The following is a 15,826-nucleotide window of genomic DNA, read 5'->3' as shown; positions in this document are numbered from 1 at the left end:
CCTGGGCCACCAATGCCGATGGCGCACTGGCGCTGAAAGTCGCACCCGAGCCGGCCGATTCCTTTCGCCAGCCGGCCAACGCCACCGACCGCCCCAGCCTGAGGCCTGCCGACTGGAAGCGCGACCCGGCAGACGGCCAGTGGCATCGTCTGGTCAAGACCGAGGTCTCCGGCGCCAACGATCGCGGCAACTACGTGCAGGAAACCGCCTCGCCGCAACGCGCGGCCGAACTGGAGGCGCAGGCGCAGGCCACCATCGCCCGCAACATTGCCAACAGTCCTGGGGCGATCGCCGCGCGTTATGAACTGGCCTACCACCGCAGCGGTTGGGCAGCCGATGGCCTGCCCATCTCGCCGGCGGTGCAGCAGGCGCTGCCGGATCCGGATGCCTTGACCGCCTCGGACGGCCAGCACTACTGGCATGGGATAAAGTATCTTCTACTTGGAGTCCTAGTCATGCTGCGCGCTAACGTGGCCGCAAGCGTGATGTTGCAGGCTGAGAAATGTGGCACTGCTTGAAGGTGAATCACTGGGCCGTTGATCTGTAAGTCTGGCAAAGTCACCATAATTAAGAAGCTTTGGAGCGATACCCATGAACGGAACCCAAAAACTGCAAGTGAGTGCTCAGAATAATCCGCAAAAAGGCGAGTTCTACATCCTGATGCCGGATCTTGAATATGGCCCCGAACTCGGGGTTGTGTTCGAAAACGTGAAAAAACTGCTCATTCCTCCCCGATTGATTCTGAGGCCAAATGAAGGTGGCTTTCCTCCGCTTCCAGAGAGGCCGCGTCTCATCTACGACCCATCGAAAGGCGTTATGCCTAAAGACATGGAAGCCGGTTTCAGTGGCTATTGGCTCGTGTCCGAGCGTTTACATCAGGTATTCTCAATCATCGATCCAGAGGGCTTTAGCTTCGTAGAGTGCGATTTCCTGATGGCCGATGGCACCCAGGGTCCTAAATACTTCTTGTGCGATGTCGTGCGAGTTCTGGATGCGCTCGATGAGGAAAATTCAAAAGTCGAGATAGAAGTTAGCGACGATTTCGTTAACGGAAAATTTTACGATCTAACTGGTGGCGCGAGCTTGGCTTTTCGAAAGGATGTGATCGGAGATTCTCATGTATTTAGGATGCCTTTCTCTGCTGACTACTATGTAATCTGCGACCGCGTGCTGCTGGATGCGGTGCATGGCGCTGGTATTGGGATAAAAGGGGCTTCTGACGGACTTTGGTTTCGAGACGCTGCTGATTGGAAAGACGCTTAGTTTTCATAACGGAATTCCGTCATGCCTAGACGTACGATTTTTCAAGAACATCATATTGCGGAGCAGCAAACGCTTCGCAACAGTCCGTTGCTTGAAATACTTTAGCAGAAAAAAGTATTCAATATTAATGCCGACCGCAACCTGGTTTATATGCCGAGTGAGCCCGCACTGGCGCGTGCGCCAGGGCTTTCGCCACATAGTGGTGGGCCTATTAAAGACTACCAAGATGGCTCGTTGGCCAGACTGGGGCGATTGTCGCAGACCGCTGATGGTCAGTTGGCACTTGCTGGCGATCCAGGTGCCATCGCGAGAATTGCCCCCAAGGTCGATCGCCTGATCGATACTATGAGGGTCGGCTTGGGGAATGCGGACCTTTACACCAATGCCCCAATCGGCATGGTTGCAGACGACATGCGGCCAGGCATCAATGCATTTTTCAAGGACGCGCCGAGCTACGACAAGAGGCTTGCGTTTCAGATCGACGCAGTTCCAACGCTGCAAAGACCCGAGCTTGGCTGGTCATCAATCGTCCACTCCGAGCAGCGTGTCGTATCTACACTTCAATACGTAGGACAATCCGGCAAAAACCTTATTAAGGGCGGTGACCCAGAGATTGGAAGAAACTCGCTTTCTCAAGCAATTGTCCAAGCTCATGCAAATGGCCGCCTGACGCTTTCCGATCAAGGCATTCTGCAGGTCGAAAATGTGCTTGGTGAAGAAGCTGCACGGCCGCTGCGGGTACCACCAGGTCAACGCGGCTTCACCACCGCCGAGTTGTTGGCAGGCGATCTATCTGCAGGCCAGGCGCTACGCACCGCCGGCTTGCTCGCCACCGCCGCCGACACGGTCATGACCGGCCAACGCGCCACGCATTTACTCGGCCGGGACAACCCACTCGCAGCGCAATCAGAACTCGCCCATTTCGCCGGCCGCAATGTCGGTGGCTGGGCCGGCGGCACGACGGCCGCCTACGCGCTTGGCGCGTCCGGCGCCGGGCCGATGGCCTTGATCGCTGCCGATGCCTATTTCATGAGCGTGGCCGGCGAAAAAGCCGCCGCACTGCTCGACAACCGCGCCATCTATACCCAGACCGACCGCGATGGCACGCAGTGGTCGTTCAACGGCACTGCCTGGGCGCGCGAGGGCATGGCCGACATCACTAATGATGGCGTGGACAACCCCACCTCCACCCCCATCGTCGCCAGCCACGAGAAGGCCCGCGAACTCAATTATCAAGCGACCAACGTCGCTGCCGCATTGGCGCTGAAGGATGCGCCCGCACCACAGGACCCGTATCGCCTACCGGCCAGCGATACCGATCCACCCAGCCTCAGCACGGCCGACTGGACGCGCGATCCCAACGATGGGCAATGGCGGCGCACTGTGCAAAGCGGTGTGGTCGCAGACGCCGACAGCGCTGTGTATCGGACCGATATCGCAACGCCACTGCGGGCCGCAGAGCTGGAAGCACAGGCGCAAGCGGTCATCGCGCGCAACATCGCCAACAGCCCCGGTGCCATCGCCGCGCGCTATGAGCTTGCCCACCACCGCAGCGGTTGGGCAGCCGATGGCCTGCCCATCTCGCCGGCCGTGCAGCAGGCGCTGCCCGATCCGGATGCGCTGATCGCCTCGAACGGCCAGCGCTATTACCGCAACATGGAGGGCCAGTGGACCACCAACAGTGCCCCACCAGATGGCAACCGCGTGCTGGAGCTGGAGACCACGCGCGCACTGCTGCAACCGGCGCTTGCAGAGCAGGCGCAGGCGATTGCGGCCATCCGGCAATCGCCGCAGGAGGTTCAGGGCGAACAGACGCTCTACCGCTACCGCATCGTTGGCACCGAACTCCAACCGGACTGGCGCGAAGCGATCGAACTGGCGGCCCAACGCACGCGCGAGGCAACGGGACTTACCGGTGATAGCGCGCAGAAGCTGCAACGTGGCCATGGTGACCATGGTGACCATGGTGGCAACTTTGGCGCCGATAGCAGAATCATGCAGCTGCGACACCGAGCAGCCGACCGAAAGCGGTATGCTGGTAGCGTCCGTCTAGCGAGAGCAGCGACCGCCTCTCGATGACATGCACCGTGTATCGGAGAGCATCCATGAACCAAGCCGAGCCAACGCAAACGATTCATCACAACGCGCCGAAGAAGGGCGAGTTCTACATCCTCAGGTCCGACGTGCGTGGCGGCGGTCGTGGGCATGGCGTGGAGTTCGAGAACGAGGATGCGGTGCCGTTTTCCATTGCTGACAGCCTGCCTGGAGAGGACGCTGGCCTGGCTGCATTGAAGGAAACCCCGCGCCTGCGCTACGACAGTCGCATCGGCGATATGCCGAATGACATGCACGATGGATTCAAAGGTTACTGGCTGATCTCCGAACTGCTGAAGCAGGTGCTCGAGGCAGCAGACCCGGAGGGGTTTGCCTTTGCGCTATGCGACTTCCGATTGGAAGACGGTACGCCCGGGGCACCACACTATCTTTGCGAAGTGGTGAGGATTATCGACGCCATTGATGAAGAAGCATCTACCGTCAAGGTGTTGACTGGGTATCCAAATGGGAAATATTACAGAGTTGCTGGCGGTGCCGATCTTGCATTCAGGAAAGACATGGTCGGGGCCGCGCATGTTTTCAGGACACCCTATACATCAGATGCTTTTTGCGATCAGTTCTTGCGCGATACCTTGATCGCGCAAGGGTTTGGCAAATCGCCCAGGACACGCGGCGTCTGGTTGATAGACGCTTTCGGTTGCTGAGCAACGTACCTTTGACCGCTTGATGGAGTAAGGGCAGATGCCGTCCGGTAACGTCATCCTTGAAAGTCATCATGTCATTGAGAACACCATCTTTCGCGATCATAGGTTGCTTAAGAAATTGCTTGAGCATGGCTTGATCGACAAGGATATATCGACTAATCGCCTGTATCTTCCGGTAGATGGAAAGCTGGCGGATGAAATTGAAACTTCGCCTCACCGAGGACGCACGCGCAGCTCCTATACGAAAGCAATATTCGGTTATCTTAATGAAATAATTGACTCCCCAAACGGCAAAGCCGCCATGCGCAACGACGCTGCCGCCTTGAAGCGCGTCGCCGCCCAGGTCCATGATCTGCAAGACACAATCAAAGTCGCACTGATCAATGGCGATATGTTCGCAACCACCCCGGATCGCTTGACCAAGGCCGAGGCCAACACACAAAACCGCAGCACCCTCTCCGAGTACGAGCAATACCGTGCCGATCATGCGCAGCAGCTCAAAACCCTGCGCTCCATGGGCACTGTCGAATCGGAATGGGCCGCGATCACACACTCCGAGCAGCGGATAGCAAAAGTGATCAATGCCGCACGCATAACGGGGCGCAATTTGGTCGGCGTCCCACGTGAACCCGATGTCCTCGCCCGCGAAATCGCCGGCCGCGAGGAATTTCGCATGGCCATCGCACACGCCAAGGATGCCGGGCGCATAACCTTATCCGAGTCCAACGCAGCCCTGGTCCAGCAGGTCCTGGATGACACGCCCACAACCATTGGCGGTGCTGCGCGCAGCATTCGCCAAGGCTCAGGCGCCGCACCGCATCCGGCGTACACACCAGTCTCGCAACGCGGCTTCACCACCGCCGAGTTGTTGGCAGGCGATCTATCTGCAGGCCAGGCGCTACGCACCGCCGGCTTGCTCGCCACCGCCGCCGACACGGTCATGACCGGCCAACGCGCCACGCATTTACTCGGCCGGGACAACCCACTCGCAGCGCAATCAGAACTCGCCCATTTCGCCGGCCGCAATGTCGGTGGCTGGGCCGGCGGCACGACGGCCGCCTACGCGCTTGGCGCGTCCGGCGCCGGGCCGATGGCCTTGATCGCTGCCGATGCCTATTTCATGAGCGTGGCCGGCGAAAAAGCCGCCGCACTGCTCGACAACCGCGCCATCTATACCCAGACCGACCGCGATGGCACGCAGTGGTCGTTCAACGGCACTGCCTGGGCGCGCGAGGGCATGGCCGACATCACTAATGATGGCGTGGACAACCCCACCTCCACCCCCATCGTCGCCAGCCACGAGAAGGCCCGCGAACTCAATTATCAAGCGACCAACGTCGCTGCCGCATTGGCGCTGAAGGATGCGCCCGCACCACAGGACCCGTATCGCCTACCGGCCAGCGATACCGATCCACCCAGCCTCAGCACGGCCGACTGGACGCGCGATCCCAACGATGGGCAATGGCGGCGCACTGTGCAAAGCGGTGTGGTCGCAGACGCCGACAGCGCTGTGTATCGGACCGATATCGCAACGCCACTGCGGGCCGCAGAGCTGGAAGCACAGGCGCAAGCGGTCATCGCGCGCAACATCGCCAACAGCCCCGGTGCCATCGCCGCGCGCTATGAGCTTGCCCACCACCGCAGCGGTTGGGCAGCCGATGGCCTGCCCATCTCGCCGGCCGTGCAGCAGGCGCTGCCCGATCCGGATGCGCTGATCGCCTCGAACGGCCAGCGCTATTACCGCAACATGGAGGGCCAGTGGACCAGCCACGGCGCTCCACCCGATGGCAATCGCGTGCTGGAACTAGACACCATGCGCGCACTGCTGCAACCGGCGCTTGCGGAGCAGGCGCAGGCGATTGCGGCCATCCAGCAAGCGCCGCCATCGCCACAAGATCGGCAGCGCGAGCAGACGCTGTACCGCTACCGCATCGTAGGCACGGAACTGCAGCCGCAATGGCGCGAAGCGATCGAGCTGGCGATCCAACGCACCCGCGAGGCGGAAGGGCTCGCAGGCGATGGCGCGATGCAGCTCCAGCGTGGACCAGGCGGTCAGTATGGCGCCGACAGCCCGATCGCCCATCTCCAGCGCGGCGCCGACGGCGTGGAGCGCATTGCAGCGGTCACCAGCACCGACGACATCCGTCAGGCGCTGCAGGAGCTGCAGGCGCGCCAGCAGTCGGCCGCGCCGATGCAGCATCTAACCTCCGCGCCAGCGTCGTCCGAAGGCTCGACAGATGCAGACACGTCCGGATCACCGCCTTCTGAACAGCAGGCGCTCGACGTGCAGGCACAGGGCCAGGCGGCCAGCACCGCGCAAGAGCACCAACAGCGGCAGCAGGAGGCACGACAGGCGCAAGATCAACAGTTGACGCAGGCTCGCGCCCAGGCGCTGCAGGCACAAGCATCGCACGAGGTTCGGGCGCAAGCTGCCCAGGCGCTGCAGGCGCATACCGCGCTGGAAGCACGGCAGCAAGCGCAGCGTCTGGAGCAACAAGAACGCCAGGCGCAGGACACCCAGCACCTCGAACACGTCCAGCGGCAGGCGCACGAGACGGAGCAGCGCGAACAAGCGCAGATGCAGGCTCAGGAGACACAGCAGCGCGAGCAGGAAATACGCCAGGCTCAGGACGCCCGGCAGAGCCAGCAGGACCGGCTGCAGGCGCAGACTGTGCACCATGCCGGGCAGCAGCCGCTGCACGCCCAAACGGCGCCACAACGCGAGCAGGAGCTGGCAGAGGAAGCCGCCGCACGCGAACCGTCGTTGCTCCATGCGCAAGACACATCACCACGCCAGCCCGAGCAGCGGTCTACCCATGATGACGCCGCCCAACGGCCCCAGGAACAAGTGGTAGAGCCTGCGCAAGCACATGCATCCGACGTAGCGCAGCAGCGGACGCAAAGCCAGCAAACGCAAGAACAGCGTCCGCAGGAAGTCCAACAGCAGACAGCGCAGAGCGCCGCGATCGCGCAGACCGCACCGGCAGAGCAGCAGCAGGTTGCGGACCTGCACAGCGGCCAACAGCCGATGACTGCACAAGCCCCGGATGCGCAGCAAGATGCACCTGCGCAACAGCTCCAGCAGTCGGCGGATGCGCACCTGCCCCAGGTGGCGACGGCGCCTTCCGCGCCATCGCTCGCCACCCCGGCGGCGGTAGAACACCGCGACGATCAACAGGCGCGCACGCCACAGACTCAAGCACCGGAAGCACCAGATCCCCCTGCAGCGTTGCCAGTGCCCGCACACCTCGCACAGGCGACAGGGGCATCGCCGGAAATGCCGACCGCTGGCCGCGCAGCCGACACACCCGAGGACACGGCCGATGCGCGCGAGCCGCTTTCTGCGTCCCTGGCAGATCAGCACGACCTTCCTGCCGCTGTGCCCGCCGATCCAAACTCCTGGGAGGAAATAGCGCGATCCATGCGAGAGCTGCGTATCCAACTCGAACAGGAGCTCGAAACAGAAGACCGCGTCGCAGCAGCGCGGCAGGCGCGCGTGGACCGTGGCGAGCGGCCATTTACCGAGTTGGAATTGCGTGAAGGGTACGATCCGGATGGTCCCTCTGGACTGAGACCACCACGCGCTCCGCCTGCAGACACCGCGCCACACCCTCTTGCCGCTGGCGAGCAGGAAGATCGGCCGCAGCCCCAGCGTAAAGCCATCACCGGCGATCCGGATGTGGACGAGTTGCTGTACGCCATCGACTGCAAGGACGAACTGGCGATCGAACAGGCCTTGAAGCGGGTCGCCAACAGCCCCTATAGCCAGGCACTTGCCAAACAAGGGCATGAGTATCTGGATGCCCAGGCGATGCAGGAGGCTCAGGAACAGGCGAGTATGCGCCAGGCCCTGAACATGGACGTCTCGACAGAGGTGCAGACCAGCCGTGGCCCGGTGATGGTGATGACATTGCCGCAGTTCGCCAACGGACCGGCGATGCAAGGCGGTCCGCAGGGTGACGGTGGTGGTGGCGGAGATGGCGGTGGCGGTGGCGGTGGCGGCGGCGGCGGCGGTGGATAGCCGGGACACGTGCAGCAAGTCGAATCATCGAGAGAACACCATGGACATGCAGAACACCTCCGCACTACCCGATGTCAACGCGTCGGAACGCACGCTAAAAGAATCGATCCAGGCCATGGCGGCACTGATCGGGACGCTGCAACGGCGCGAGCACGGATTGGAAGATCTGGTCCGGGAGCAGCTGCAGTTTCTGCAGATTGCCGTCAAACACGCCGATCAGCGCGTCAGTGGCCTGATGGAAAATGCGCTGCCCCGGCTAACGCAATTGAGCAGTCAGGCGCTGACGCAGACGCTGGAACCGGCGACCGAGCGATTCAACAAGAAGATGGTCCAGGCGGAACGGACGCTTGAGCAGGCGATCGCGCGCTATGCACAGGCGCAGCAATCGCTGGAAACCAGCGTCATCCGGCGTAGCTGGGCCGGGCTTGGCGCGCTGTTGGTCGGCACGCTCCTGTGCCTGGCTGCAGTCGGCTACGCCGTCCAGGGCGCCCGGCCGGTATTGGCCGAGGCCACCCAGCGCCGCGCGGAAATCGCCTTTCTGGACCGCGTCGCACGCGCGGACCTGGTGCCCTGCGGCCAAGACAGGCTCTGCGCCGTTGTCGAGCAGAAGGGGCCCCGCTATGGCGATCGAGGCCAGTATCGCGCTGTCGCCCTACGCCAATCCTCAAGCCGATGAAGGCAGGGCTGCCCTGGGGGGGCGGCCTTGCCTGTGGAACTTGCAGCGCCTTCAGCGGATCGCACGTCACAGCGACGTATCGGTTCGTCATCTCGGTGCCGATCGCCGTAAAGCCCGGCGCCAGGAAACCAGAAAATCGTTGCGCAGGGCGCATCGGCCTCACCGGTGACGGGCTCGGTCTCTGCATCAACGCCATTGCGTGCATGCGCTGCCGGTTGCGGCGTCTACGCCGCGCAGTGGTCGTAGGAAGGCCTCTACCGATCGTCGCATCCATGCCCAGTAGGTGGCGCGCACAATGTGCCAACCGACCTCGCGCATCGCCATGCGCGTCGCGGCAATCAATGGACGCCGTCCAGCTGATCATGCGGGCCACACCAACTTAACGCCGATGAGGCCGGCAGCGGCACCTGATAGCAGGCGCCGTTGTGTCTTGTCCCGGGTGTCTCCCACTGTCTCTTTTGCATGTCCTGCGGGAAGAACACCGTGGCGCGTCAAAGTTTCATAGATGGATAATTGTTTTATGTTGTAAGTCGCGCGAAGAATGCAGCCCCCCACGTAACGCGTCGCTGTCGCCGCTGCCACTGCGCAGGCGGCATGCGCCGCTCATCGACTTCTTTGGGAGAGGCTGCATGACCAGCAAGATGCTTCAGGGCGCCGTTGCGCTCGCACTGTCCGCCTGCGCTGCGGGCGCCATGGCCGGCCCGGTCGGCTACGGTGCCGCCACCACCGGCGGCGGCAACAAGACACCGGTCAATGTGGCCACCTTCGAAGCGATGCAGGCGGCAATCGACGGTTATTCCGGCAGCGGCGGGCTGGTGCTCAACTACACCGGCAAGTTCGACTTCGGCACCATCAAGGACGTCTGCGCGCAGTGGAAGCTGCCGGCCAAGACCGTGCAGATCAAGAACAAGAGCGATGTCACCATCAGGGGGGCGAATGGCTCGGCGGCCAACTTCGGTCTATGGGTGGTGGGCAACGCCAACAACATCATCATCCAGAACATGACCATCGGCCTGCTGCAGGGTGGCGAAGATGCCGACTCGATTTCGCTGGAGGGCAACTCCAGCGGCTCGCCGTCCAGGATCTGGGTCGACCACAACACCGTGTTCGCCTCGCTCACCAAGTGCTCCGGTGCCGGCGATGCCTCCTTCGATGGTGGCATCGACATGAAGAAGGGCGTGCACCACGTCACCGTGTCCTACAATCATGTCTATAACTATCAAAAGGTCGCGCTCAATGGTTTCAGCGACAGCGACACCAAGAATTCGGCGGCACGCACCACGTATCACCACAACCGCTTCGAGAATGTGGAGTCGCGCGTGCCGCTGCAGCGCCGTGGCCTGAGCCACATCTACAACAACTACTTCAACAACGTCACCACCTCCGGCATCAATGTGCGCATGGGCGGCGTGGCCAAGATCGAGTCCAACTACTTCGAGAACATCAAGAACCCGGTGACCTCGCGCGACAGCAGCGAGATCGGCTATTGGGACCTGATCAACAACTACGTGGGCAGCGGCATCACCTGGGGCACGCCGGACGGCAGCAAGCCGTACGCCAACGCCACCACCTGGATCAGCTCCAAGGTGTTCCCGGAACCACTGGGTTACACCTACACCGTCACCGCGGCCGCGCAGGTCAAGGCCAAGGTGATCGCCACCGCAGGGGCGGGCAAGAACCTGGCGGAGTGAGCGCTGCGCACCAGGATGGTGGCAAATCCCCGGCTCGTCCGGGGATTTGTGTATCCGGCACTGCAGAACAGCATGCCTTGACCGAGCGCATGCGCAAGGCGCGCAGCACGCTGCAGTGGCGCGCCCGTTTCCGATCCTGCCTCGATGGGGGCAGGGCCCAAGGCACGTTGCGGTGCAGCAGCACCCCGCACCCGGGCGCCGCTGTGTCGTCAAGAGGCGCGGCCGGCGCCGCGACGCGGTATCGTGTCGCGTTACCACCTCTCCGATGCCGTCCATGTCGCTTCCGACCGATCCTGTTGCCCAGAACGCTTCGACCGCCGCGCCTGCGTTGCGCCATGCGCTCAAACCGCGGCAGTTGATGATGATGGGCCTGGGCACCGCCATCGGTGCCGGGCTGTTCCTGGGGTCGGGCGTCGGCATCCAGGCAGCCGGGCCGGCGGTGCTGCTGTCCTACCTGATCGCCGGTGCCCTGGTGATCATCGTGATGAACGCGCTGGGCGAGATGGCGGCGGCCAAGCCGGCCAGCGGCGCGTTCTCGGTATATGCGGCCGATGCGATGGGCCCGACCGCCGGCGCCACGGTGGGCTGGCTGTGGTGGTTCCAGGTGGTGGTGGTGATCGCAGCCGAGGCGGTCGGCGCCGCCGGCCTGCTCGCGACCGTCTGGCCGGCGTTGCCGGTGCCCTTGCTGGCGCTGCTGTTCATGGCGACCTTCACCGCGATCAACCTGTTGGGCGTGCGTAATTTCGGCGAATTCGAATTCTGGTTCGCCATTCTCAAGGTCGTGGCGATCGTGGTGTTCCTGTTGATCGGTTTCGCGCTGCTGGCCGGCTGGCTGCCCGGCGTGACCTCGCCGGGGGTGTCCAACTTCACCCAGAACGGCGGGTTTGCGCCCAATGGCCTGGCCGGCGTTGGCGCGGCCTTGCTGGTGGTGGTGTTCGCCTTTGGCGGCACCGAGATCGTGGCGGTGGCGGCGGCAGAAACCGCCGACCCCGGGCGCAGCCTGGCCCGCACCATCCGCACCGTGGCCTGGCGCATCCTGGTGTTCTACATCGGGTCGATCAGCGTGATCGTGGCGGTGGTGCCGTGGACCAGCAAGGCGCTCGGCTCGCCATTTGCCGCGGTGCTGGAGGTGGCGCGCATTCCCGGTGCGGCCACTGCGATCACCCTGGTGGCGGTGGTGGCGCTGCTGTCGGCGCTCAACGCTAATCTCTACGGCGCGTCGCGCATGATCTTCTCGCTGGCCCAGCGCGGCGAGGCGCCGCGCGTGCTCGCCAGGACCAGCCGCGAGCAGGTGCCGTTGGCGGCGGTGATCGCCAGCGTGTTGTTCGGCTTTGCGGCCGCCGCACTGGAGCTGCTGTATCCCAACAAGGTGTTGCCGGTGCTGCTCAATATCGTCGGTGCCACCTGCCTGCTGGTGTGGACGATCTCGCTGCTGTCGCAGCTGATCCTGCGCGCCCGCGCCGATCGCGCCGGCATCGCATTGCCGTTTCGGATGCGCGGCTATCCATTTCTGACCGTGCTGGCGTTGACGATCCTGGGCGTGATCTTCGTGCTGCTGGCCAGCTCGGCCGAGACGCGGACGCAGTTCCTGTCGATGGTGGGTCTGACCGTTGCCATTGCGGTGGTCAGCGAAATCGCCCGGCGGATCCGCCGCACGCACTAGGCGGCGCAGCCGGGCGACGGGCCGCAGTGCTGGGTCGCCTGCCTGATGGCGCAGAAGGCCAGGCTTGCGTGAACCGCGCGGTGATGGGCACTCCCAGACGCCCGCGCATGCCGGCCAGGTCAGCAGGCGCGGGTCTGCGCAGCGCCGTACATCGGGCGACTGCGACGCCGTGACGCTGGCCGCAGTCAGTACACCCGGGGGCTGGCGCGATAGCGCTCATCGCCATGCCGTCTGCGATTGCATCGCACGCTTCGCCGCACGGGCGCGACGGTTTGACGCAGATGCGACGCCGTGTCGCATCGGGAACGTGCTCTAGCGTCCCTATCATGAAGGCGTAGCGCAGTCGGTCGCGCTCGATGACCGCAGGCATGGCGGCAATCGCTCCGCACCGACGCGTAGCTGGTCTTTCCATTTGCCTGGAGGTTGCTCCATGGACGCCTTGCTGCTGTCGCGGATCCAGTTCGGATTCGTCATCGCGTTCCACGTGCTGTTTCCTGCGTTCACCATCGGTCTCTCCAGCCTGCTGGCGTTCCTGGAATGGCGCTGGCTGCGCACCCGCCTGCCGGTCTGGCGCGAGCTGTATTTCTTCTGGCAGAAGATCTTCGCCGTGTCCTTCGGCATGGGCGTGGTCAGCGGCATCGTGATGGCCTTCCAGTTCGGCGCCAACTGGCCGGAACTGAGCCGGATTGCCGGCAGCGTGATCGGCCCGCTGCTGAGCTACGAGGTCCTCACCGCGTTCTTCCTGGAAGCGAGCTTCCTGGGCGTGATGATGTTTGGCTGGGGCCGCATTTCCGAGCGCCTGCACTTCTTCGCCACCTGCATGGTGGCACTGGGCACGCTGTTGTCCACGTTCTGGATTCTCTCCTCCAATAGCTGGCTGCAGACGCCGGCCGGATACGAGGTCATCGATGGGATCGTGCATCCGGTCGACTGGTTGAAGATCATCTTCAACCCCTCGTTTCCGTATCGGCTTGCGCATATGGCGCTGGGCTCGTTCATCACCACCTGTTTTGTGGTCGGCGCGGTGGGTGCCTGGTATCTGCACCGTGGCGTGCACCGCGAGGCGGGCCTGCGCATGCTCAAGCTGGCGGTGGTATTTGCGGCCATCACCGTGCCGCTGCAGATCTTCGTCGGCGACATGCATGGGTTGAATACGCTCAAGCATCAGCCGATGAAGATCGCGGCGATGGAGGCGCACTGGCACGCCGAAGAACCCGGCAAGGGATTTCCGCTGGTGGTCTTCGCATTGCCGAACGCGCAGGCCGAGCGCAACGATTACGCGCTGGCGATTCCGCGCCTGGGCAGCCTGATCCTGACCCACAGCCTGGATGGCAGCATCGCGCCGCTGACCTCGGTGCCGGCGCACGAGCGCCCGCCGGTGACGCCGGTGTTCTTCGCCTTCCGCATCATGGTCGGGATCGGCTCGCTGATGCTGCTGGTGGCCTGGGTGTCGGCGTTCGCGTTGTGGCGCGGCACGCTGGTGCAGTGGCGCTGGTTGCTGGCGACCTGGCGCTGGATGCTGCCGAGCGGCTTCATTGCGTTGATTTCCGGCTGGTTCGTCACCGAAATCGGCCGCCAGCCATACGTGGTCTACGGGCTGCTGCGCACTGCCGACGCAGTCGGCCCGCAATCGGCGTTGATGACCGCCATCTCGTTGTCGGTGTATGTGGCCGGCTACGCGTTCGTGTTCGGCTGGGGCATCTGGTACCTGGTCAAGATCGGCAAGATCGGGCCAACTCCGCACGATGCGCCGCAGCTAGACCATGGCGAACACACGCCTGCACGGCCGCTCTCGGCCGCCGACGAACCGATCGATGGAGCTGCCTGATGGACATGACGACCCTCCTGCCGGTGGCGTGGTTTGCGGTGATCGGCTTCGGCGTGCTGATGTACGTGGTGCTGGACGGCTTCGTGCTCGGCATCGGCATCCTGGCGCCGTTCCGCAAGGACGAAGCGCAACTGGACCTGATGATGAACACCGCCGCGCCGATCTGGGACGGCAACGAAACCTGGCTGGTGCTGGGTGGGGCAGGGCTGCTGGCCGCCTTTCCCAAGGCCTATGCGGTGATCCTGTCGGCGCTGTATCTGCCGGTGTTGTTGATGGTGATGGCGCTGGTGTTCCGTGGGGTGGCGTTCGAGTTCCGCTTCAAGGCGCACCGCTCGCGGCGGCTGTGGAGCAATGCCTTCGCCGCCGGTTCGATCCTGGCCACCTTTGCGCAGGGCGTGATCCTGGGCGCGCTGGTGCAGGGCCTGCCGATCGAGAACGACCGCTATGTCGGCGGGGTCTGGGGCTGGTTCAGCCCGTTCGCGATGCTGACCGGTGCGGCCCTGGTGTTCGGCTATGCGTTGCTCGGCAGCACCTGGCTGATTCTCAAGACGGAGGGTCACGTGCAGCAGTTGGCGCGGCAGTTGAGCCGGCCATTGACCATCAGCGTGTTGATCTTCATCGGCCTGGTCAGCGCCTGGTTGCCGTCGCTGCAATCGCATGTGATGGAGCGCTGGTTCAACGATGCGCATTACCTGTGGTTGATGCCGGTGCCGGTGCTGGTTGCCGTGGTGGGCTATGCGCTGTGGCGCGCGGCCGAGCCGGGGCGAGCGGACACGGCGCCATTCCTGCTGGCGATGGGCTTGTTCGTGCTCGGCTTCCTGGGCCTGGTGCTGGGCATGTGGCCGTATCTGGTGCCGCCGGTCTACACCCTCTGGCAGGCGGCCGCGCCGCCGTCCTCGCAGCTGTTCGCGATGGTGGGGCTGGTGATGTTGCTGCCGCTGATCCTGGGCTACACGGTGTGGTCGTACCGGGTGTTCCGCGGCAAGATCACTGCCCAGACCGGTTATCACCATTGAGCGTTGACGCTCAGCGCAGGCGCTGCTTGAACATCCACTCCCACATCGCCGGGTCCGCGTAGGTCGCGTCCCAGACGTTGTGGTTGCCTTCCGGATATTCGCTGTAGCGCAGGTTGGCACCCACGCCTTTTGCAGCGCGGTACAGCGCGCGGTCGTCATGCGGTGGCACCGAGGTGTCCTTGGCGCCATGGAAGGTCCAGATCGGCACGTGCCGAAGCTGGGTGACCGCTGCCGTATACGGGTCTGCTTCCTTGGCCACGAGGCTCACATACAGTGTGCGGCGCTCATCGCGCGGAGCCTTGAGCGCGCCGCAGATGGGCACGATCGCGGCAAAGCGCTGTGGCTGCATCAGGCCGATTTCCCATGCGCCGTAACCGCCCATCGAGATGCCGGTCAGATACGTGCGCTGCGGGTCGGCAGCGAACTCGGCGCTGGCAGCATCCAGCGCGGCGATGGCCATGCGCGCGTTGATGCCCATCCATTCTTCGTTGTCGGGCACCTGCGGCAACACCACCAGCGCTGGAAACCGGGCGGTGTGTTCGCTCAGGTAGGGGCCTACTCCGACCTCGGCCTGGTCGCGTCCGTTGTCGCCGCGTTCGCCCGAACCATGCAGGAACAACACGATCGGCAACGGCCGCGCCGCCTTGGCAGCCGGGACGAACACCTGATAGCGATACAGCCGGCCTTCCATCTGCAAGGTGCGGCTGACGAAGTGGCCGCTGCGGCCATCCTGTCGATGCTCACCCATGCTGGAGCAGCCGGCAAGCACCAGCGCAAGCAGTCCAAGTACGACGCAACGTAAGATCACGCACGGCTCTCCATCCAATACAGGTCTGCAGTATTACCGCATGCACGTGCGCTGGCACGTCACGCGGCGGCGGTGGGTGCCGTGGATTCATGCGATCGCCA

9 protein-coding genes and 2 pseudogenes are annotated in these 15,826 nt (G+C 63.6%); 10 read left to right on the top strand and 1 reads right to left on the bottom strand.

All coding sequences use genetic code 11. The features are described 5' to 3' along the window. Positions 1–5: 5 nt before the first annotated feature. The 10 genes and pseudogenes from HG421_RS12390 to cydB all read left to right on the top strand — a co-directional run. Positions 6–431: pseudogene (locus HG421_RS12390) on the top strand (hypothetical protein); the annotation flags it as partial. A 160-nt stretch (positions 432–591) separates the two neighbouring features. Then, entirely contained in the window at positions 592–1,263 is a 672-nt protein-coding gene (locus HG421_RS12385; protein WP_169706632.1) for a DUF1629 domain-containing protein, read from the top strand. Positions 1,264–1,566: 303 nt separating this feature from the next. Next, positions 1,567–3,270: pseudogene (locus tag HG421_RS21260) on the top strand (hypothetical protein); the annotation flags it as partial. A 98-nt stretch (positions 3,271–3,368) separates the two neighbouring features. Further along, positions 3,369–4,022, top strand: a complete 654-nt coding sequence (locus tag HG421_RS12375; protein ID WP_169706631.1) for an imm11 family protein — start codon at positions 3,369–3,371, stop codon at positions 4,020–4,022. Positions 4,023–4,344: 322 nt separating this feature from the next. After that, positions 4,345–8,043, top strand: a complete 3,699-nt coding sequence (locus tag HG421_RS12370; RefSeq protein ID WP_169708178.1) for a hypothetical protein — start codon at positions 4,345–4,347, stop codon at positions 8,041–8,043. Next, complete coding sequence (locus tag HG421_RS12365) at positions 8,000–8,719, top strand: hypothetical protein (RefSeq protein ID WP_169708179.1); 720 nt, start codon at positions 8,000–8,002, stop codon at positions 8,717–8,719. Before HG421_RS12370 ends, HG421_RS12365 begins: the two co-directional genes overlap by 44 nt. A 629-nt stretch (positions 8,720–9,348) precedes the next feature. Further along, positions 9,349–10,410, top strand: a complete 1,062-nt coding sequence (locus tag HG421_RS12360; RefSeq protein WP_169706630.1) for a pectate lyase family protein — start codon at positions 9,349–9,351, stop codon at positions 10,408–10,410. Positions 10,411–10,684: 274 nt separating this feature from the next. Beyond that, entirely contained in the window at positions 10,685–12,073 is a 1,389-nt protein-coding gene (locus tag HG421_RS12355) for an amino acid permease (RefSeq protein ID WP_169706629.1), read from the top strand. 430 nt (positions 12,074–12,503) lie between these two features. Then, on the top strand, positions 12,504–13,901 hold the full coding sequence (locus HG421_RS12350; RefSeq protein ID WP_169706628.1) for a cytochrome ubiquinol oxidase subunit I: 1,398 nt from the start codon (positions 12,504–12,506) through the stop codon (positions 13,899–13,901). Beyond that, positions 13,901–14,917, top strand: a complete 1,017-nt coding sequence (gene cydB, locus HG421_RS12345) for a cytochrome d ubiquinol oxidase subunit II (RefSeq protein WP_169706627.1) — start codon at positions 13,901–13,903, stop codon at positions 14,915–14,917. The genes HG421_RS12350 and cydB overlap by 1 nt, the downstream gene beginning before the upstream one ends. Positions 14,918–14,927: 10 nt before the next feature. Here the strand turns inward: cydB and HG421_RS12340 are convergent, their stop codons facing one another. Further along, complete coding sequence (locus HG421_RS12340) at positions 14,928–15,725, bottom strand: prolyl oligopeptidase family serine peptidase (RefSeq protein ID WP_169706626.1); 798 nt, start codon at positions 15,723–15,725, stop codon at positions 14,928–14,930. Positions 15,726–15,826 lie beyond the last annotated feature (101 nt).

This window comes from Xanthomonas campestris pv. badrii (assembly GCF_012848175.1).
GTDB classification, from domain to species: domain Bacteria; phylum Pseudomonadota; class Gammaproteobacteria; order Xanthomonadales; family Xanthomonadaceae; genus Xanthomonas; species Xanthomonas campestris_C.
This window is presented reverse-complemented; position numbering and strand designations above follow the sequence as displayed.

Excerpts from the sequence above, each read along its gene's own strand:
- HG421_RS12385 (WP_169706632.1), top strand. The coding sequence starts at position 592 with ATGAACGGAACCCAAAAACTGCAAGTGAGTGCTCAGAATAATCCGCAA.
- cydB (WP_169706627.1), top strand. The coding sequence starts at position 13,901 with ATGGACATGACGACCCTCCTGCCGGTGGCGTGGTTTGCGGTGATCGGC.
- HG421_RS12365 (WP_169708179.1), top strand. The coding sequence starts at position 8,000 with ATGGCGGTGGCGGTGGCGGTGGCGGCGGCGGCGGCGGTGGATAGCCGG.
- HG421_RS12350 (WP_169706628.1), top strand. The coding sequence starts at position 12,504 with ATGGACGCCTTGCTGCTGTCGCGGATCCAGTTCGGATTCGTCATCGCG.
- HG421_RS12355 (WP_169706629.1), top strand. The coding sequence starts at position 10,685 with ATGTCGCTTCCGACCGATCCTGTTGCCCAGAACGCTTCGACCGCCGCG.
- HG421_RS12375 (WP_169706631.1), top strand. The coding sequence starts at position 3,369 with ATGAACCAAGCCGAGCCAACGCAAACGATTCATCACAACGCGCCGAAG.
- HG421_RS12360 (WP_169706630.1), top strand. The coding sequence starts at position 9,349 with ATGACCAGCAAGATGCTTCAGGGCGCCGTTGCGCTCGCACTGTCCGCC.